Raw genomic sequence first — 20,617 nt, 5'->3', positions numbered from 1 at the left:
TGAATGTTAGAAGTTATAATTCACGCCAACTACGGTAAAGGGATTCCATGAGTGCCCGGTAGATGTCCAGAGTCCGGTTTCTTTAGTGAACTGCGCTTTGAATTCACCATATAATCGCACTTCGCCATAAATCGGATAGCTAAGGGTGCCGCCAATAAATTTATATCGGCCGTCATAAAAAACTTCTTTGGCATTGCTGGCATTATCTATTTTGTCCTGCCCGACGCCAAAATACAGAGAGGTTAACAGCGGATACCAGTTTCGCCAGAGCCCAGCGGTGATTTTCCATTCTTCTTCAACAATATCGCCCCAGCTTTGACGCTCCTGACGGTTATAGTAATAATATGGTCGTAAATACAGGCCGAGATCCGGATTCACGCGGTATTGAATGGCTGGCTCAATTTCGAAAATGTACTGTTCAAGATCGCCATTTCCCGGCTCATTCCCCTGGGGCTGGAATTCGCCGTAAGCGTACCCGGCCAGGCTCCATTTGTTGGTCAGGCGGATGTCCTGCCAGACTTTGAAGCGGTTTTTCCAGCGTTTAGTTGCCGTTTCGGAGCCGACCATAACTTCCGTCCCGATATTACCCCGCCAGGTTTCAAAGATATGGCCAACAAAAAACTCATTGATCGTATTGGTGCCGCCGTAGTCCTGATTGCTGAATTGACCTTTATAGCTGTCTTCCCTCGCGTTCCAGAAGCCAAAATACCAGTTGGGCAGCTCATCGTGTCTTAAAAATGCCTGAATGGTAGCGAGTTTGAATTTACCGCTATTTTTCTTATTATTACTCCAGCGCACGTCGTCAATTTCTATTTGCGTGCCGATGTTGCCGTGCAGGCCGCCAGCCTCCATGTTACGGCCGATACTGTTCCAATGAACGGGCGGGTCTTCCTGCCTTAAGCGCAGTAGGCTGACGTCCTCAGGATTATCCGCTTTACGATTTTTTGTTACCCCGGCTGATTTATTCTGCGTTACCTCGGGTAGCGTTGTCGACTTCATAGATTCAGCCGCAGCTCCCGCAGCAACAGGGGACGAAGAAGCACTAAGGGACGATTGCGCATTTCCCTTTTGTACAGGCAATGAAGGCTTTTCCTGAACTTCAGGCTCATCCTGGAAATAGCTTTGATAGCTGCCCGTATAGCTTCCTGGCTGGCCGTTGTTTTCTTCAGCGATGGCAGAAAATGCGGATAATGACAGCATCAATGCCAATGTTTGTTTTCCAGAAGCGAACATATTTTTATTTATTGCTTTAATGCGACAGTGAGGCGTTAATATTTTATCCATTTCGCTCTCTCATTATTCCAGATAATAAAATGCCAGCCAGAGACTGGCAGAAATAAAAATTTCATAGGGTAAGAAGCAAAGCCGATCCCGGCGGAATTATCTCTTCAGAGACCAGTATCCGGCGTCATGTAATGAGGCGGCGCCATGACTGGCAAACAGTGAAATATCGCGCTGGCCCGGCTGCGGATAAATTCGGCTGCTTAAGCAAGCTTCGCCATCGTTAACAAAAACCTCCACTGATGAGCGGTCAATAAAGATGCGCAGTGACAGTAGGTTATCCGCTGGCAGCGGAATGCTGCGCGTGCCTTCAAGCGAATACTCCGGATAGCGACGCTCCACCACCAGACGCCTCGCCTGATCGTCGACATATATTCTCAGCCCGTCGCCCAATGCCATGCCGAACCGTTCGGCCGTAGAGGCGCTCAGGTCCCATACCAGCTGCACTTCGACCGCTTCGGCATCTGCCGCGACGGGGACTTGCTGATTATTCAGGCAGCGAACCGGCGTCGGATAATAGCTGCCGCGCAGGGCGGTGACCTCCTCGGCGGGCTTCATCCTCAGACGACGATCGTCGGTAAGGCTTAATTCGCGCGGCAGAGAGAGCATACCGGCCCAGCCATCCTGCCGTTCTGGCATCGGCGATTCCCACATATCCAGCCAGCCGATGACGATGCGGCGGCCATCCGGGGTCAGGAAACTTTGCGGAGCATAAAAGTCGTGGCCGTGGTCCAGCTCAATAAACTGTCCGTTATGGCTAAACGGTTGGCCTGGCTGCCACTCCCCGAGCAGGTAGCCACTCTGGAAGAGGTTGCGATGGTGATACCCTTCCGCCGCCATGCCCTGTGGGGAGAACATCAGGACGCGCGTCCCTCCCAGGGTAAAGAAATCCGGGCATTCCCACATAAAACCCTTGCCGTCTTCGGCCTCGGCAAACACGCCTTCGTCGTGCCATTCGCGGAGATCGGTGGAGCGGTACAGGCGCACCTGGCCGGTATTCTCCACGCGGGAACCGACAACCATGTACCAGAACTCACCTTCGCGCCACACCTTCGGATCGCGAAAATGGTGCAGCCCTGGCGGGGTATCAATCACCAGTCCATGCCGTTCAAAATGAATGCCGTCACGGCTGGTTGCCAGACACTGCACCTGGTAGAGATTGTCGTCGGTGTCTGGCGAACCGTGAAACTTATGTCCGGTATAAATCAGCGCCAGGGTATCGCCGTCCACTACGGCGGAGCCGGAGAAGCAGCCGTCTTTATCCGCCGGGCCTTCGGGAGCCAGCGCGACCGGCAGATGTTCCCAGTGCACCAGATCCTTGCTGCGGGCATGCCCCCAGTGCATCGGCCCCCATTCAGGGGAATAAGGGTGATGTTGATAAAACGCGTGATACCAACCGTCAAACCATACCAGGCCGTTTGGATCGTTCATCCAGCCTGCGCGAGCGGCAAGGTGATAGCGCGGATACCAGCGCGAATTAATAGCGGGTTGTGCTTTTTCAAGCGTCCGTTCAGCCAGTTCTAATAAGGATGTCATCGTCTTTACTCTCGGTACATTACACAGCTTTTTGCTGCAGAAAGGTTGGCTCAGATGAGGACCTATTTGAGCGCAATAGGAAAATGGAAATAAACGTGGTGCAGAACACCATAATGCCCATGATCAGATAGGACTGGGCGAAGCCAAACTTCTCATAGCTAAAGCCCGCCAGCGGGGATAATACGGTGCCAATAATTGAGCTGGTGCAGGCGAATCCCACCAGATAAATGGTGGAGGACAGGCGCTTGTCGAAGTTCAGGCTGTTGTATTTAAAAATGGCGACCAGCAGTATCGGCAGTTCGACGGCGTGGAGCAGCTTGGTAATCGAAATGAGCAGCGGCCCTTCCACCAGCCCGGAAGCGATCATGCGCAGCGCCATTACCATCCCTGCGAATATCAGGCCATTTTTGGCGCCAACGCGGTTAACCAGCCAGGGCGCGCAAAACATGCCCGCGGCCTCCAGAAAGACCTGGAAGGAGTTCAGGTAGCCGAACATCTCGTTGCCTTCTTTCAGCGTCGGGAACTGTGAAGAGAAGTAGACCGGGAATTGCTGATCGTAGACGCCGTAAATACAGGTGCCGACCACGAAGAATATTAGCGCCCAGAAGCGCGGCAGAGTGAGCAGACGCAGGGCATCATCAAGGGAGACCTTTTTAGCGCCTATCTCAAGCTTTTCCATGCTTGCCGGAGCCGCGATCTTTAAGCGGGCCAGCAGGCAGAAGAAAATGCCCCCTGAGCAAGAGGCCACCAGAAAGTTAAGGTCAGGGTTGATATTAAACAGCAGCCCGGCAAAAAACGTGGCGACAGCCCAGCCCAGCGACCCCCACATGCGGGCCCGACCAAACTCAAAGGTACTCTGCCGCGCAACGCGCTCGGTATAGGACTCCAGAACGCCGATGCCGCCGTTAAAGGTCAGCCCGATAAACAAGCCGCCGAATACGCTGCCTAGCAGAATATTAACGCTCAGCAAATAGCTAAAAAGCAGGTAGGCGGGGCCGGAGAGAACGAGCAGCGCCGTAATGCACCAGAGCAAATGTTTACGCAGGCCAAGCCGGTCCTGAATAAAGCCATAGCAAACCTGAGCGAAGAGCGCGGATGCGGATAACACGGAAAAGATAATGCCGGTTTCCGACGCTTTCAGCCCCACTTCCTGATGCAGCCAGATGGAAAGGAGTGAGCTTGATGAGGACCAGGTCACAAAGAAAAAGAACAGCAGAGCGCTAAGCAGCAGATAGCTTTGGGAAGGCCTTTTTTTCATCAACGTAATCTCAGAGGAATGATATGCTGACATGGTAACGTTAACATTTTTGTTCTACACTTGATTTCGCGTTGATACTCGATGTTAATCACAAAAGTTAACGTTAACATACATACTTTGAGATCAAGATCAAATTTTCTTTCGTGGCTTGCAACTCCCCGGGGTTCAACGCCTAGAATAGGATTTTTACAGGTGCTCACAGCCCGCTAATCGGTGGATTGCGTGCAAATCAGGATTGGATACTTAGTTTGATTAATGGAAGGCTATGGCGTCTTTAAAAGATGTGGCCAGAGTGGCCAACGTATCGCTAATGACCGTGTCGCGGGTGCTTAACGATCCGAAACGCGTGAAGCCTGAAACCCTGTCCAGGGTGCAGGAGGCTATCTTACAGCTAAACTATGTGCCGGACCTCTCTGCCCGGCAGGTTCGTCGCGTCGGCTCCAGGAATAAAACGATTGGCGTGCTTGCGCTGGATACCGTCACTACCCCGTTTTCGGTTGAGATAACGTTGTCTATCGAGGAAACGGCCCGCGCGTATGGCTGGAATAGCTTCGTGGTTAACATGTTTACCGATGATAATCCTGACGATATTGTCGACCTGCTGCTCGCGCACAGGCCCGGGGGGATCATTTTCACCACCATGGGACTGCGCGAGGTGAACATCTCGCCCAGATTACTGGAGCACCCCTGCGTGCTGGCCAACTGCGAGAACACGGGAGAACCGGTTGCCAGCTATATTCCTGACGATGAACAAGGGCAGTATACCGCAGTACAGGCGCTGTTAGCGGCGGGATACCGCCGCCCCCTTTGCCTGCATTTACCTGTCAATCATCTGGCGACGCTTCGCCGCCGTAAGGGGCTGGACCGCGCCTGCCGGGAAGCCAATATCAATCCCGATACGCTTGAGCACTGCTATATGCAGTATGGCGATGAGCACTACCGTGATATTCCTGACATTTTGCTGGCGTATCTGGAGCGGGGGCAGCCGCAGTTTGATTCGGTGATCTGTGGTAATGACCGCATTGCGTTTATGGTCTATCAGACGCTGTTGACGCGAGGGATCCGCATCCCACAGGATATTGCGGTTCTTGGGTACGACAACCTCGTAGGGATCGGTAATTTGTTTTTACCTCCGCTATCCACGGTCCAGCTTCCGCACTATGAGATTGGGCGCTTAAGTACGCTGCACATTATTAACGGCGAAAGCCACCGTGAGAAAGTTTTGGTCGATAGTCCCCGGCTGCTGCGAGAATCATTTTGAGCTAGCGGTTAAGCAATCGTCATTTACGCTGCTCCCTCCCTATGCCCGCGGCCAGGTAAACCAGGCCGCCTCACTCTTGGCTCCCCACACCAATACACGCCAGACGGACGCTCATACCCTCCCCTGCCCGGAGCCGGTTCTTGGCTCGGGGCATGAAAAGCAGAGGCTCACCTTTCCCTGGTATGCCCATTAATCCCTTAAGCCGTTACCATACTGGCGCAGGTAACCCTGGGGTGAGACTCTTATTTTTAATGACGCGTCAGAACGATCTTGCGCCGGGCGAACAGCGTTTCCGCAGACAGCTGGAATTTATATTCCGCGGCCTTCAGCTTTCTCGATTTAAGCAACTTCAGCGTAACGCCACTTATATGCCCTGCTGCAACCCTTCTCTGAATTTCACCAGCGCTCAGCATGAGCTGCTGCTTCAAAATCGACAACAAGCTGACCTGAAATGAACGGGAAATCCTGACACTAACGCGGACCCGCTGGTGGGCAGTGATGCTTACCGGCCAGCGCTCCTGAATGTGAAAATCAGGCCGACCCGATAGCTCTGCGTTGTTCCGCTTCAGCATCGCGATATCACTTGCAAAGTGCTGTACCGTGGCGGCATCGTTTGTCATTAGCCGATGATAAAGCTGGCGGTCAATTTTGCTAACGTGCAGGCGCGAAAACAGGGAGATATTCCAGGTGTAATCACAGAGTGTGCATTTATAGATACTCCACACGCCCAGCACCTTCTTTTGCGAATTAATCCGAAATGCACCTGATGGCGTGAAGTCCCGTTTAATGTTGCATGAAGGGCAGCGTTTCGCAATGCGCTGATACCCCACGGGCGTGACGGTCCATGTAACTTTCATAACCTACCTTTTTTAACCCATACAAAACCGGATCCGTACTGAACGGACCATAGATGTTTATGTATGAAAAATATTTAAGAGTTATTTTTCAGCGGGTTAAAAAAAGATTTCCAACGTTACAATCCTGTCAACGACCAAAGAGATACAGTAAGACTATCAAAGCGGCATTCATTGGACATATGAGTTGAGTCAATATTCATAATGTTATCAGCAGCATCTCTTGATCTGACTCGCTAAACGCCGCGCAGCAATTCTGTATATTTAGTAGACAATTAAACGACAGAAGGTGTGTGTTATGACATAGCACGAACAGTTTTGTCAGGCCTATGAGATGCCGATATCCGCCTGTATTCTTGCTTAGAGCGCATTTACTCTTTCCGGTGATGCAACTCGATGGATTTACTTTCTGCTGGCGGCAGGATGACCTTCCACTACGCGACACTGCTAGCCGGTATAGCCGTCATCTATTGGTTTCCGGTCTGCTTAAACTGTGCAAGCAGCACCAGGGGCAGTCAGTATCACCGGTAGGCTGCTAGGAGCAATAATGCAAAAGAGATTAAGGAGGGTTTATGTTTTCTTACGTGATGCTGGGTACTAACGATCTACAGCGCGCCATAAGGTTCTACGATCCGCTGATGGAATTGCTTGGACATCCAAAGGCAGGCCGTAATGAAGAAGGCGCATCCTGGGGGACGTTCAGCAATAACCATACCATCGGATTGTGCGTCGGCAGGCCCTTTAACCAGCAACCAGCGAGCGTTGGTAATGGCACGATGGTCGCACTGAATACCCACTCGTTTGAACACATCCAGCAGTTGTACGAACTTGCTATCAGTCTGGGTGCCAGGGATGAAGGTACACCGGGGCACAGGCCACAATACGGACAGGGATTCCATAGTGCCTATGTACGCGATCCGGACGGGAATAAGCTGGCGTTTGTGTTCTATGCCGATGAGGGTTGAAAATCAAACTGACAGTTTTCGTGTTGTGTATGAAAGCGGCGACGCACCGGACATAGTCAGAGAGTAGCCGTCGGGCGTAGCGTCAGGCGGTAACTCTTGTAGTCGCAGAGACTGGGGCAGGAGAATCATTAAACAGGAAGCCTTATGCAAATAATATCGTCAAGATGCATCATTCGACCATTTCAGTCACACGAAATTGATAGTTTTATGGTGTATCGTAATGATGCTGAGTGGATGAAATATCAGGGATTTAAGGGGCTAACAAAAGAGGACTATGAAGCAGAGTTGCTTGGAGTTCTTACACTTGCTCGCGGTATTCAATTGGCCATTGTCAACAAGCTGACGCAGGTTTTGATTGGTGATATCTATTTACGTCAGCAATGCGATGTGTTTTGGCTCGGCTATACCATCAGTCCCTCTTATGCTCGCCAGGGATATGCAATTGAAGCAATTACCGCCACGATCGACTGGATAAAAGAGAACGGTTTTTCACTCATCAAAGCCGGTGTGAATCCGGAAAATACCCTTTCAATAAAATTACTTATCAGGATTGGCTTCAACTTTTCAGGCATCGAAGAGGGTGAGCATATTTATGTTCTGGATTTAACAAAAGGAGAATAATCTCCCGAGGGGAAAAGCCGATGAGGCCATTTCTGGCGTACTTCAACATGCATTCGTCAGTGTCATCAGCATTTCCCAGTAAATGGGTTGGCATTCAATTTCCAAAGTACATCACACTTTTTCTACTGAAACATATCCCTCCTAAAACTACGTGTTACTATTCGCTCCGTAAATACCTTTCAACTCAACCCGAGGCTTTGATGCTGGAGAATGTAATCATCCGATAATCAGTTACCCGACCTTTTCAGGCCGGACTGATTATCAATGCGCCGAAATCGAATGCGGACACCGCTATGTGTTTGCACGTTTTGCACATGATGATTAAACAGGTTTTCCAGTATGAATTTATCCCGTCAGGAACAACGTACCTTACACGTTCTCGCCAAAGGTGGCCGTATTGCGCATGTCCGCGATGTGTCTGGCCGCGTCACCGCCGTTGAATGCTACACCCGCGAAGGGCTGTTGCTCATCGACTGCACCCTCGCCACCTTCAAAAAACTCAAAACCAAAAAACTGATCAAGTCCGTCAACGGTCAGCCGTACCGCATCAATACCACCGGGCTGAATAACGTTCGCGCACAGCCAGATAATCGTTAAGGAGAGCATGATGGATATTAGCACCCTTATTTCCTCATCCCGACACGTCCAGCTGTCAGCGGAGGAAAGTAAAATTCCCTGGGACGAACCGGCCTTCAGCCAGCGCATGCTGGCGAACCATTTGTCGCAGGACCACGACTGGGCCAGCCGCAGGCAGGAGGTCATTGAGCAGCAAGTCGAGTGGATCGCCAGCCAGTTACCCCCTGGCGCACATATCCTCGATCTCGGCTGCGGTCCCGGCTTTTATACCCACCGCTTAGCGGAGCGCGAATTTCACTGCACCGGCGTGGATTTCTCACCGGCATCCGTGAGCTGGGCCCGTCAGCAGGCGCAGAACGCAGGCTTGAATATCGACTATGTTCAGCAGGATGTCCGCGCATACTGGCCGGATAAATCTTTCGATTTCATCATGATAACGTTCGGGGAACTGAATGTATTTAGCACGGCAGATGCGCGCTCGCTCGTCAGCGGATGTGCGCTGTGGCTGGAGCCGGGTGGAAGGCTGCTCACTGAAGTCCATACTTTCGACGAAGTTAAACGTCAGGGAATGGCTGAACCGAGCTGGCAACGCTGTCCGGACGGGTTGTTTCTGGGCGTCCCTCACCTACTGCTGACGGAACATGGCTGGGATGAGGAAGCACAGACCAGCTCAACGCAGTTCTGGGCCATAGAGGCAAACGGCCAAACCACCCGTTTCGGCAGCCAGATGACGGCCTGGCGCGATGACGAGTACGTCAGCCTGCTCGACAATGCCGGGTTTGCCCTGCTTCCTCCTCTTGAAAGCCACGACTGGCCAGTCAGCGAGACATTCGAAAGGAAGCTGTTTGTTCTGCTGGCTGAAAAAGCAAATATCTCAGAGAAACACCCTCTTAATACTCAACGCAATAAAAGGAATTCCACATTGGATATCCCAAGTATTTTTACCATCAGCGAAAGTGAGCACCGCATTCATAATCCGTTCACCGAAGAGAAGTACGCCACGCTGGGTCGCGTGCTGCGCATGAAGCCGGGCACCCGCATTCTTGACCTCGGCAGCGGCTCGGGGGAAATGCTCTGTACCTGGGCCCGCGATCACGCCATTACCGGGGTCGGTATCGACATGAGCCAGTTGTTCAGCGAGCAGGCCAGACGCCGCGCAGAAGAACTCGACGTCAGCAGCCGGGTTCATTTCATTCATAACGACGCCGCCGGATATGTGGCAGAAGAGAAATGCGATATAGCCGCCTGTGTCGGCGCGACATGGATTGCCGGTGGGTTTGCCGGGACGGTTGAACTGCTGGCGCAAAGCCTGAAACCGGGCGGGATCATGCTTATCGGCGAACCCTACTGGCGTCAGCTACCGGCAACGAACGAGATAGCCCAGGCCTGCGGCGTCAGCTCTACAAGCGATTTCCTGACGCTTCCAGGGCTTGTCAGCGCTTTTGACGACCTCGGCTACGACGTGGTGGAAATGGTACTGGCAGACCAGGAAGGCTGGGACCGGTATGAGGCCGCGAAATGGCTGACCATGCGCCGCTGGCTGGAGGCCAATCCTGACGACGACTTCGCCGCCGAAGTCAGGGCCGAGCTAAACATCTCGCCGAAACGCCACGTAACGTACGCGCGGGAATACTTTGGCTGGGGCGTGTTTGCACTCATCGCCAGGTAACAACAGGTTCCCGGTATTTCTGACCGGTGATACCGGAGGCTTCGCCTTTGCTTTGATCTGAGGCATCACCTGCACAATACATACTCAGTATATTTATTAATCAGGATGTCACCATAAGGAGCATCATATGTCACAACATGAACAGTTCTGTCAGGCTTGCGGAATGCCGATGTCTGCACCCGATGCACACAGTGCCAGCGATCAATATTGTGCGTATTGCAGCGACAGCAACGGCAATCTTAAACCCTGGGAAGAGGCGGTATCAGGCTTGGCCAGCTTCCTTGATTCCTGGCAAAAAGTCGGCCCGGAGGAAGCTCGGAAGCGAGCAAAGCGTTACCTGACGGCAATGCCCGCCTGGGCTCATAAAGCAGATGAATGAAAAACAAAGCCTGCGTGATTTAGGCAGGCTATCTTCTCTCCCCTGGTTCCATAAAGGAGAGCAGATGTTTTCTTACATTATGCCAGGGACCAATGATCTGTCACGCGCCATTACATTTTACGATCCGCTGATGGATATACTGGCGTATCCTCGCGGCGGCACGGACGAGGGGGCACCAGGCCTACGTCCGCATTTCGGCGAAGATTTCTACAGCGCTTACGTCAGAGATCCCGATGGCAACAAGCTGGCTTTCGTGTATTACACCGCACAATCCTGAGAACGATAAACCGTGGGCCCGCCTTAGCGCCCCCACTTACCGCTCGTATAAATGGATACGTAGGCTGCGCCGTTAAGTTGAACAAAACATTCGAGCTCATATTCAGGATACTGGATGATTTGGTTCGCGCTCTTGTGGCAAACTACGAACAGGATGATGTTGAGACTAAGTTTTTGGTTCCGCAAAAAAACTTATTTATCAGCTTAATGTGATAAGAGCGTACTTATCGGGGTTTTTTATGTTCTATAATTTTGATTTTTCATTATTAAACAGTAAATGGGTTAAAGAAGATGCGGTAAGGGAAGAGTTGATTTCTCCGCTATTAAAGGCCTTGGGTTACTCTATTTCTGGCAATCATCGGATCATCAGAAGTTTTGCACTCCCCCATCCATATGTTTATATTGGGACAAAAAAGAATAATATTAAAATCATCCCTGACTATTTACTGATGATAGATGGCAAACATAAATGGATCTTAGATGCCAAAGGCCCCTCTGAAAATATTTTATCAGGTAAAAATGTCGAGCAAGCGTATAGCTATGCTATTCATCCTGAGATTAGGGCCTCAGTTTATGCTTTATGCAATGGACACCAGATAGCTATTTTTAATATAAATAAAACCGATCCCGTTTTAATTTTTAACCTTAAAGATTTAAGTCGCAATCTGAATGAATTAAAAAAAATATTATCGCCATTGGCATTTTCAAACCCACGTTTACTTGACTTCAAACCCGACTTCGGACTGGCTTTGCATAAACTTGGGTATCCGCTTGGAGATATTATATCTTTCAAGTCCTTAGGTTTACCATTTATTATTAGGGTCAATGACGATTTATACTCTGCTGTCGTGGAAATTGGCCCGATTAGTGAGGGCTTTAATGACGGAACATTCTGTCTCTCGTTGGACTTTAGTAAAAAAATGTTGGATAAAATACTGGCAAAAATAGATAACAAAATAGCGAACAAGATTAAAGAATCTTTGTCACGGCAGCCATACTCTATTGAAATACTGGAGGGCACTCCAGTGCTGAAAATCAATGCAAAAATAACGGGGGAAATATATGAAAACAAAGATGAACAATATAGCCCTTTAAGAATAATAGATATTGATTATGTTAGCCCTGTTGATGGGTAGATATTCACCGACCATGTGATGCATTACAGTTGCATTTCAGGATGTTCAACTTGAGCATGGAGCTCTTTCCATTCTGGGCAATATTTCTTTATGAGTAACCAGAATGGTTTGTCGTGGTTTTTCTCAACGGTATGACACAGCTCATGGATAATGATGTAATCCATTACGCGATTTGAAAACTCCATACAACGGGGATGGAATTCAAGTACGTTGTTTTCCGTGCAGTTTGCCCATCGCGCATCGAAGTGCTTAATTCTCCACGTCGTTGCGGTTAGACCTGTTTCTCGTTGCCAGTGAAGGATCCTCGCATGCAGCTTCTCTTTTGCTTTCTGCCTGTAAAAACCGTCCAGTGCAGGTTTAAAAAGACGACGGCTTACAAAATGGCCCTCGGGTGAAAACACCTTGAATCGACTTTGGTTGAACGTAATGTTGGGTACAGTGAGCTCAGGCGAAGGAATGACTTCACAATAGAAAGTTTTACCACGATAAGGTAAGCGACTACCCGTCACGATCTCATCTTTCAATGGCCGGTTGACCTCAGCCAGACGTTGCTTGATCCATCGGGCGCGATAGCGTATCAACTCTTGCTGTTCCTGCAACGACACATCCGGTCCTCGAAGGAGTACCTTATGGCCACGTTCCACGGTCACATAGTGATGAGCGAGCCTTGAGTCGACCCTAAACTCCCACTCGATAGCCATGGTGCCGTATTGAAAAATGGGCATTGTTAATGACTCGACTGTCAGTTGTTCAGCATTATCTGGAATATCTCATTGGTGTGCTGACGTGCAACGGTCATGTCCCACCCCCCCAGACCGCGTAAAATTGTACGTATCGTTTTCTTGATCTCATTGTGGATGTCACTTTGTTTCTTCCAGATAGGAGAGCGCATGACAGCTGCAATATCTGGATGATTGAATAATCCTTTCGTCCACGCCAGGGCTTCTGCTTCAGCAACCTGTTTTATCAGATAGTTGAACGTTGCCCGTTCAGTTGCGGTACTCAACCCCATTTCGCTGGGCTTCGCATCTTTATCTCTGATACGCTGTGCGAACAATTCCAGTTGTTCCAGAAACAGAGCCTGTTCGATCCGGCCTTCCCGCTCTTCTTGTATCAGTCTTGCGAGCTCTTCTTCAAGATCGCCGAAGAACGCCGGATCTTTGCCTTTACCGGTTCTGATCGTGTGCTTCAGTTTATTCTTCATCACCAGCGCTGCGCTGCCTTTACTTTTTTGCTTACGCAGAAGATCCATATCGGCGGCATCAAGGATAGAGACTTCGCGTCCCAGCAGGCTTTTGACTTCACTTGATTCAATGTGTTCGTCCAGCATTCCCTTAAGCAGTTCTGATTCTGAAGCGGTGATGCGTACCTTATCCGCACTGTCCGGCATTTTATTCAGCAACTGCAGTTTAATTTCATTGAATACCTTAAAATAAGGTTTAAACGGGGCTGCGCGCTCATCGGGTAATACAATATCTAAACGACCATTGAACTCCGCAAGAGCAACGAGGAAATCTTCCACGATATCAAGCCGTACGTCCGGATCTAAATATAGATCGGCGTCCTCTTTATAGGGTTCAGGGTGCTTAAGTAGATTGTGTTTTTTCGGCAGAATATCTTCTACTTTGCTCAGCGCGGCTTTAAGTTTTGGCAGTTCCGATTCTACATCGGTCCAGACTTGTTCAGGCAGAACATCGCCACCATAAATTTTGAGCGCTTCATCCAGGTATTCAACAACACCGTAGTAATCGACGATATAACCTGCTTTTTTTCCCTTGCGGGTACGGTTCACACGGGCAATAGCCTGAAGTAAGGTATGTTCTTTCAGAGGCTTATCAAGATAGAGGGTACTGACAATCGGCGCATCCCACCCAGTGAGCAGCATATCGGAAACGATGATCAAACCAATGTTATTAATCCTGGCTTGTCCATCAGGTTTGTTCTCTGCTTCATGACCATAAGGCAGTTTGAATTCGGTATTGACCAAAGTGGGAATATCATCGCTCAGAACGGCAACCGGAGTTTTCCCTTCTTTAGCCTCGCGCTTTACTCTCTCTTCTATCGTCTCCAGAACCCCTTGTGCGCCTGTGGCATTATGGGCTTGCTGCTCGCTTGCACCAGTACGGTTATCCGTCATACTCCCCAGAGAAATAACGACCTTACTGTCGAATGTGGGTAAATTTTGTGCCTGGCGTTCTGCCATCAGACCATCGATAACATCTTTGTAGCGAACCGCCATATCCCGGCCATCACAGACAAGTATCGCCTTAAATTTTCGGGGTTTTACGCTGGTAAGGAAGTGCTCAATCAAATGCTTCGCATTTTGTTCAATGCGGCTGATTGCCCCCCGGCGTTTTTTCAGCAACTGTTGCTTCAGTTTTTTCTTGCGTGCCAGAGGTTCCTGACCGAACTCAGCTTCAAACGCCTCCTTCAGATTGCCATCACTGGCCCATTCGGCCATACCTTCTTGGTATTTGATGGGTAACGTTGCGCCATCTGCCACCGCCTCATCAAGGCGATAAATATCTATATATTCGTTGCCGCCAAATTCTCCAAGGGTATTTTTGTCTTCTTTGAACAGAGGCGTACCGGTAAAAGCAATGAACTTCGCATTGGGGAGTGATGCGCGCATAAAGGCCGCGAGAAAACCGTATTGGCTACGATGTGCTTCATCAACCATAACAAAGAAGTTTGCTTTAGTACTGAGAACCCGGAAATCCACTTTTTCTTCGCTAACTTTTTGCCATTTTGCTTTCAGGGGCTCACCACTGGCGTTATTCAAACCGAAGTTAAGATTGTTTTCTTTGATTATCCAGCATTCATCTTTGCCGTTTTCCAGCCGTTTTAAAACACGTCTGACACGGCTCTTTGAGGACTGCTCTTCATCCGTATCCTCACTATTTTCAGAGTCTTTTGCCGCCTGGATCTGTTTACCATCGCTTTCCTGAAACTTCTGAACCGTAGAGGTGAAGATCGCGCCGTAATCATTGCTTAACATGGTCTCAAGTCCGGCGACTGAATCAGCTTTTGACGCCCTGAGCCCCACATTGATAAAGGTGTTGTGGATCTGACGGTCCAGATCGGTGCGATCCGTTAATACCAGAATGCTGGGATTTTCGAAATTGGATATTTCTGCGCGCATCAAACGCGCCAGAAGTGCCATGGTCAGCGATTTCCCGCTTCCCTGGGTATGCCAGATAACGCCTCCCTGTGATTTACCCGGCAAGGTTGGATCATTCCCCTGTAGACGGAGCAAGGATTTCTCAACGGCCCGCCATTGTTGATAGCGAGGCAGTTTTTTGATCATTTGACCATCTTCAACTTCAAACAGAGGATAGAAGCAAACAAAACGAACAAAGCGAGAAGGTTCGAATAATGCCCACAGCAAAGTGTCCTGTGCTGTGGGCTCTTTACCTAGTAACTCTTTAATTTCAGTGAGAATGGCGTGCTCATCAGGTCTTTTAGGATCAAATTTCCACTTGAGGTAAAACTGCTCTGGAGAATAAAGCGCGCCGTATTTAGCCTGGCTGCGATTGATTGCCCCACATACCATGTTAAATGCGAAATGATGTGGGAATGAATTCTGGTAACCGTCAATCTGTGCTATACCCTTGCTCAGTTTAACGTTGCTGGCTTTACATTCGATCAGTGCCAGCGGTAGCCCATTAATGAACAGCAAAAGGTCCGGTTTAAAAGGCGCAGCATTATTATTTTTACCGACATACTGATCGACGACGTGGAAACGGTTGTGGGCTGCACCGGACTGGTCAATAAATCGGACGCTGCGCTTGCGTCCCTCTTTATCTTTTTCTTGCAGGTTGGACTGAAACAGCACGTTTTCCCAGAAAGCATGGTTTGCCAGCATCAGATCGCTATTATTTTCAAACCAGATATCACGCAGTTGTTTCATTGCTCGGGAAGCCGCGCCGGAGACTTCTGCCAGCCAGGGATTGAGTGCATGCAATCTTTCGAGGAGGACTTCTTCCAGAATCAGGGGCTCGGTCCGCACCGTTTGTTCAACCTGACATCCCTTGATATGGGTATAGCCGAGCTTCTTTAGCCACTCAATCGCTGGACGCTCAACGCCATCCAATTCCGGGAAAGATGTTGCAGTCTTACCTGACATAGCCATTTCCTTCATTCATATTGTGTAAAAGATGCCCGGAAAAGGGCATCTTCTCATTACGCAGCAGCTTCTTCGTCGCAATCCAACGGAACTCGCCATTCTCCTGTGAGTAACTTTTGCATCAGGCCTTTTTTCAGGTTTTGGGTCTCAAATTCCAGCTGTTCGATTAAGTCAAGTTTAGTATCAATAGCATTAAAAATTTCTACAATTCTTTTTTGTTCATTTAAAGGAGGAAGATGGATTTCAAAGCTTCTAATCTGTTGAAAATTCAAACCTTCACGGTTTCCGCCTGCTTGTAAATTCCATATTTGTTTTTGGCCAAAATGTGAGTTTAGAAAAATACCACAGAATTCTGGCTGTAATTTTTGTGAAGTTCGTATTATACAAACATGCTGGTTGACGTTACCAACATTAAAATTATTAGGTAAAACAGCGCAGCGACCAATAGATGCCCCTGTAATATTTAACAATACATCCCTCTCTTGTAATTGAGAGTTCTTCATTTTGTTATGCTGAACATTACTAATGAAAGCTACATCATCTAACTTCAATTTCCCATGTAAAATATTCTGACTTCTTAATAGAGGGATGCCTTGTTCAACATAGGCCTTGCTACCACCTTTGGGTGTTATGCCACTTCCTATCTTACTTGTATAATCGCCAAGTTTAACGGTATTCCAAATGGTAGGTATTTTTCCGAAAGAGGACTCTTTGAGATTTATATCAGGAGTTTCAGTCAGACCAGATATTAAAAACTCTATTTTACAATCAATCTCTGTAATTTTTTCTTTTATTTCATCTAAATGGCTTTGTGTTTTTAATATATCTATCTCATCTTCTGTATTAGATTGATCTATATATCTACCAATACTTAAAGTATATTTATTTTTAATGATTTCGCTAATTTCAACAATGCGCAAATATTTTTTAATTTCAACTTTTTTTATTACTTCCCCCAATGATTTTTCAGCTTGCTCACCTGCGTCAATTATTTCATGTTTAGCTTTTCTATATGCTGAAACTATATTTTCAATATTTTTATTTCGCAGATAATTCATACTTTTACCATCTTCATAGTCAGATGAAGCGTCAATAAAGATCACTTTATCCTTAAGCGCAGCAGGTTTCGCTTTGTTAATCAGAACAATGGCAGCAGAAATTCCTGTGTTAAAGAACAATGCAGGAGGCAGGCCAATAACGGCCTCAATCAAATCACCTTTGAAGCCATCTTTACCCACCAGGAGGCCCTGACGGATTTTACCTTCTTCCCCTTCACGGAAAAGTACACCGTGCGGGACGACCACGCCAATACGCCCATCTTCACGAGTGGATGTGATCATATGCTGCACAAAGGCAAGGTCAGCCTTTGTCCGGGGCGCGACGCCTAACCCGAAGCGACCAAAAGGATCCTTCAGTTCGGTTGCGTATTTGGGGGCAATTTCGGTTTCTTTGCCGTTCTTATCGACTTTAGTTTCTTTGTTAAGCTCCAGCGGTTCCCACCACTCTTTGCTGGAAAACGGCGGATTAGCAATGACGCGATCAAATGGCATTACGCCATTGTTGCTGTCAAGATGCTGTGGATTGACCAGCGTATCTCCACGCCTGATATCACCATCCAGGTTGTGCAGGAACATATTCAATTTGGCGATCGCCCAGGTTCCAAGGTTCTTTTCCTGACCGTAGAGCTTACAGTTGGGTTTACCCATTACGACGCCATCATCAGGATAGGTATCCCGAATGTAGTTTGCGGCTTCGACCAGCATGCCGCCACAGCCACAGGTTGGATCATAGATCTCGTGGCCAGGTTTAGGGTCAATCAGTTTTACAATCAGCTCTACCACACCATGTGGAGTGTAGAACTCTCCGCCTTTTTTACCCGCATCGTCAGCAAACATACCGATCAGGTATTCATAGGCATCGCCCAGCAAATCAGCTTTATAAAGGTTTTTATTGCCCAGTTTATGACGGTTAAAGTGGCGTAATAAACGCATCAGCAGTTCGTTGCTGAGTTTGTCTTTGTCGCCGAACTGAATGGCAGTCAGTACCTTCTCGAGTGACGGATTCTGACGTTCTATTTCTGCAAAGGCTTCGTCGATGCTTTCGCCTACGTTTTCAGTTTTCTTAACGAGATTCGACCAACGAGCTTGTTCGGGAACAAACTGCTCAGGGTTATCTTCTTTGATAAGCGCCATCGCTAACGTTTCCGAACATTTTTCGTCTTTCATGATGGCAGCAACACGCTCATCAAAGACATCAGAGAGGCGTTTGAGGAAGATCAGGCCAAAAATGTAGTTTTTGAAGTCACTGCTGTCGACGGTGCCACGCATGATGTTGGCACTGCCCCAGAGCCAGCTTTTCAGTTCGTCGAGAGAAATTTTTTCAGGTGCGGTTTCGGTTGTCATAAGGTTCTCTTAGCTGTCCACTTCTCGCCAGGTCACTGACATATGACGAAGAGCAAAAATTTGCCGAGGATTATAACGCAACCGAACGTTAAAGGTGGCTATCGTTGTCGATGATTGTGCCTGTTCTGTCACTTCATAATCATTTTACCTGCAGACCCTCTACCTTGTCACACATCACTAACTTCTTGAAGATATAGCCCTATTCACTCTCGCACCAAACCAGCCCACGCCTTTGTCCTTGGACAAAACGTTGGTAACACCAAAAGACATTGATCCCATCATCAGATTAATAATCACGTCATCTGCGTATTCTTGAGCCCGGCCAGATTCCAGCAACTGTGGGTATCGCTGCTTCCAGCTATCGACCAATTCTCTCCAAAACGCTAGCAAGAAATCATATATGAGTAGAAAGAGACGGCGTCATTTTGCAATCCCTTGCATCAATGACTGCATCGTAACCAGCATAAGAAGATTATGGTGAATAGCACATCGCTTGAGCATTCAGTCGAGATTGACGGACTGGACATGTCCCATTCTGTTAGATTGTATCTTGCGGGAATGACACAAAACTACAATCTAACCTGCTAATTATCATCCGATATATTAGCTGATAAATAATAAGCCAAGTCTACCATGTCCTTACGAATATATTCTCATTCCCCCCATGATCCGTTTCGCAAAATCGAACGGACTTACCGCCTTCTCCCGATTCGCATTAAGATAATCAGCCCACCACTGCAGCATCAGCCTCCTCTCTCCCAGATGCTCCGCCTTATGGATGTAAGCCGCCCGTACAGAACTACGCTCCTGGTGACTCATCTGCCGCTCTACCGCATCCCTCGACCACAAGCCCGATTCTATCAGTGAACTACACGCCATGGTCCTGAAGCCATGCCCACAGACTTCCGTTTTTGTGTCATAGCCCATCACTCGCAAAGCTTTGTTCACCGTGTTCTCACTCATGGGTTTACTCGGATCGTGGTCTCCAACGAAGATCAGGTCACGGTTCCCATTAATGCTTTTGATCTTTTCCAGAATAGCTAAGGCTTGGCGCGACAAAGGAACAAGATGAGGTGTTCGCATCTTTGAACCACGCTGAGAATGCTTGACTCCTTCCAGTGGCTCACGCTCGCCTGGAATCGTCCACAGGGCCGTTTCAAAGTCTACTTCTGACCAATGGGCAAAACGTAGCTCGCTTGAACGGATGAAAACCAACAAAGTGAGTTCAATCGCCAGTCGGGTTAACGGTCTACCAGAGTAGTGATCAATGCGGTGAAGTAATTCAGGTATACGGTTAAGCTCCAGAGCCGCACGGTGCTTTCTTTTCGCCGTAGCAACTGCACCGGCAATCTCTTGCGCTGGGTTGTAATCGATTAAGCCGTTCTGTACCGCAAAGCGCATTATTGCCGTTGTTCGCTGTTGAAGACGCGCAGCCACTTCAAGGCGTCCTGACTTTTCCACCGCTTTAATTGGGACCAGTAAGTCACGAGTACCAATATCTTTGATATTTCGCTTCCCAACTGAAGCAAATAAATTGTCTTCGAGACTTTTCAATACACGAGCGCTATGCGATGCAGACCACTTCTGATTGCTGGCGTGCCACTCTCTGGCTACCACTTCAAACGTTATCGCTTCTTGTTCCTGCTCTACCTTAACGGCTTTCTTGTTCTCACTAGGATCGACGCCATTAGCTAATAGTTTACGGGCCTCATCCCTGCGTGCCCGGGCATCCGCCAGCGACACTTCAGGATATTTCCCCAGCGCCAGCATTTTTTCTTTACCACCAAAGCGATAACGAAGTCGCCAGTATTTAGAACCGTTAGGGTGAACCAGCAACACCATGCCTTCACTGTCAGTAAGTTTATAGGCTTTTGCTTCAGGCTTAGCCGAACGAACTTTCACATCACTCAGAGCCATGATGAGTATCCTTTCAAGGGTTCTGTGTGGGTACAAACATTATCGAACCGGGATATACCCGCAGTTGTACCCGCATCAGTAAGTTGATGTAGATTGAATCAGGTTGACTTAGGTTGAGTGAAAAAGCGAGGAAAGCCTTGCGGATACTGGATTTCAGGCACAAAAAAAGACGTCCGTTGACGTCTATTGATGTTCCGATGGTGCCGAAGGCCGGACTCGAACCGGCACGTATTTCTACGGTTGATTTTGAATCAACTGCGTCTACCGATTTCGCCACTCCGGCACGGAAGGGATGCGGAAAACGTTGTGGATTATACCTGTCATGCGCCACCATGCAAGCACCAGCGTGTGCCTGACTCG

At 48.5% G+C, this 20,617-nt stretch carries 16 protein-coding genes, 1 tRNA gene and 1 pseudogene; 9 read left to right on the top strand and 9 right to left on the bottom strand.

Features of this window, described 5'->3' with window-relative positions; genetic code table 11:
• Positions 1 to 6 precede the first annotated feature (6 nt).
• The 3 genes from BZK42_RS18220 to BZK42_RS18210 all read right to left on the bottom strand — a co-directional run bounded on the left by BZK42_RS18220 (position 7) and on the right by BZK42_RS18210 (position 4,078).
• Positions 7 to 1,284, bottom strand: coding sequence for an OmpG porin family protein (locus BZK42_RS18220; RefSeq protein WP_080859648.1), 1,278 nt, complete (start codon positions 1,282 to 1,284; stop codon positions 7 to 9).
• 96 nt (positions 1,285 to 1,380) lie between these two features.
• Positions 1,381 to 2,817, bottom strand: a complete 1,437-nt coding sequence (locus tag BZK42_RS18215; protein ID WP_080859646.1) for a glycoside hydrolase family 32 protein — start codon at positions 2,815 to 2,817, stop codon at positions 1,381 to 1,383.
• A 19-nt stretch (positions 2,818 to 2,836) separates the two neighbouring features.
• The gene (locus BZK42_RS18210) at positions 2,837 to 4,078 is read right to left on the bottom strand and encodes an MFS transporter (RefSeq protein ID WP_080859660.1); all 1,242 of its coding nucleotides are present in this window, start codon (positions 4,076 to 4,078) and stop codon (positions 2,837 to 2,839) included.
• 262 nt (positions 4,079 to 4,340) lie between these two features.
• On the opposite strand from BZK42_RS18210, the gene BZK42_RS18205 reads away from it, so the two are divergent.
• Positions 4,341 to 5,336, top strand: a complete 996-nt coding sequence (locus BZK42_RS18205) for a LacI family DNA-binding transcriptional regulator (protein ID WP_032681798.1) — start codon at positions 4,341 to 4,343, stop codon at positions 5,334 to 5,336.
• 248 nt (positions 5,337 to 5,584) lie between these two features.
• Here the strand turns inward: BZK42_RS18205 and BZK42_RS18200 are convergent, their stop codons facing one another.
• Positions 5,585 to 6,193 (bottom strand): DUF1062 domain-containing protein, encoded by a 609-nt coding sequence (locus BZK42_RS18200; RefSeq protein ID WP_080859644.1) that lies wholly within the window; start codon positions 6,191 to 6,193, stop codon positions 5,585 to 5,587.
• A gap of 569 nt (positions 6,194 to 6,762) precedes the next feature.
• Here BZK42_RS18200 and BZK42_RS18195 point away from each other — a divergent pair.
• From BZK42_RS18195 to BZK42_RS18165, 8 genes and pseudogenes are all read left to right on the top strand, one after another.
• A complete protein-coding gene (locus BZK42_RS18195; RefSeq protein ID WP_000493336.1) occupies positions 6,763 to 7,155 on the top strand; it encodes a VOC family protein in 393 nt (130 codons plus the stop codon).
• Between the two features lie 144 nt (positions 7,156 to 7,299).
• A complete protein-coding gene (locus tag BZK42_RS18190) occupies positions 7,300 to 7,776 on the top strand; it encodes a GNAT family N-acetyltransferase (protein ID WP_080859642.1) in 477 nt (158 codons plus the stop codon).
• 339 nt (positions 7,777 to 8,115) lie between these two features.
• Entirely contained in the window at positions 8,116 to 8,373 is a 258-nt protein-coding gene (locus BZK42_RS18185) for a YjhX family toxin (protein WP_080859640.1), read from the top strand.
• 7 nt (positions 8,374 to 8,380) lie between these two features.
• Positions 8,381 to 10,021: a class I SAM-dependent methyltransferase gene (locus tag BZK42_RS18180; protein WP_143329704.1), complete on the top strand. Its 1,641-nt coding sequence runs from the start codon at positions 8,381 to 8,383 to the stop codon at positions 10,019 to 10,021.
• Between the two features lie 127 nt (positions 10,022 to 10,148).
• Positions 10,149 to 10,400 (top strand): zinc ribbon domain-containing protein, encoded by a 252-nt coding sequence (locus BZK42_RS18175; RefSeq protein WP_063415696.1) that lies wholly within the window; start codon positions 10,149 to 10,151, stop codon positions 10,398 to 10,400.
• Positions 10,401 to 10,464: 64 nt separating this feature from the next.
• Positions 10,465 to 10,677 carry a VOC family protein gene (locus BZK42_RS18170; RefSeq protein WP_079781042.1) on the top strand — a complete coding sequence of 71 codons (213 nt, stop codon included), beginning with the start codon at positions 10,465 to 10,467 and terminating at the stop codon, positions 10,675 to 10,677.
• Between the two features lie 104 nt (positions 10,678 to 10,781).
• Positions 10,782 to 10,889: pseudogene (locus BZK42_RS29315) on the top strand (hypothetical protein); the annotation flags it as partial.
• 26 nt (positions 10,890 to 10,915) lie between these two features.
• Positions 10,916 to 11,812, top strand: coding sequence for a type I restriction enzyme HsdR N-terminal domain-containing protein (locus tag BZK42_RS18165; RefSeq protein WP_080859638.1), 897 nt, complete (start codon positions 10,916 to 10,918; stop codon positions 11,810 to 11,812).
• 23 nt (positions 11,813 to 11,835) lie between these two features.
• Here the strand turns inward: BZK42_RS18165 and BZK42_RS18160 are convergent, their stop codons facing one another.
• From BZK42_RS18160 to BZK42_RS18140, 5 genes are all read right to left on the bottom strand, one after another.
• On the bottom strand, positions 11,836 to 12,513 hold the full coding sequence (locus BZK42_RS18160; protein ID WP_211280442.1) for a YgjP family zinc-dependent metalloprotease: 678 nt from the start codon (positions 12,511 to 12,513) through the stop codon (positions 11,836 to 11,838).
• A 41-nt stretch (positions 12,514 to 12,554) separates the two neighbouring features.
• On the bottom strand, positions 12,555 to 15,938 hold the full coding sequence (locus BZK42_RS18155; protein WP_080859636.1) for a type I restriction endonuclease subunit R: 3,384 nt from the start codon (positions 15,936 to 15,938) through the stop codon (positions 12,555 to 12,557).
• Positions 15,939 to 15,994: 56 nt separating this feature from the next.
• Positions 15,995 to 18,340, bottom strand: coding sequence for an N-6 DNA methylase (locus BZK42_RS18150; protein WP_158083365.1), 2,346 nt, complete (start codon positions 18,338 to 18,340; stop codon positions 15,995 to 15,997).
• 639 nt (positions 18,341 to 18,979) lie between these two features.
• Positions 18,980 to 20,257, bottom strand: a complete 1,278-nt coding sequence (locus BZK42_RS18145) for a tyrosine-type recombinase/integrase (protein WP_080859635.1) — start codon at positions 20,255 to 20,257, stop codon at positions 18,980 to 18,982.
• Between the two features lie 198 nt (positions 20,258 to 20,455).
• Positions 20,456 to 20,540 (bottom strand) — tRNA-Leu (locus BZK42_RS18140).
• Positions 20,541 to 20,617: the final 77 nt, after the last annotated feature.

Source organism: Citrobacter braakii (assembly GCF_002075345.1).
GTDB classification, from domain to species: Bacteria; Pseudomonadota; Gammaproteobacteria; order Enterobacterales; family Enterobacteriaceae; genus Citrobacter; species Citrobacter braakii.
Note: the sequence above shows the minus strand (reverse complement) of the source record. Positions and strands in the feature narration are given on the sequence as shown.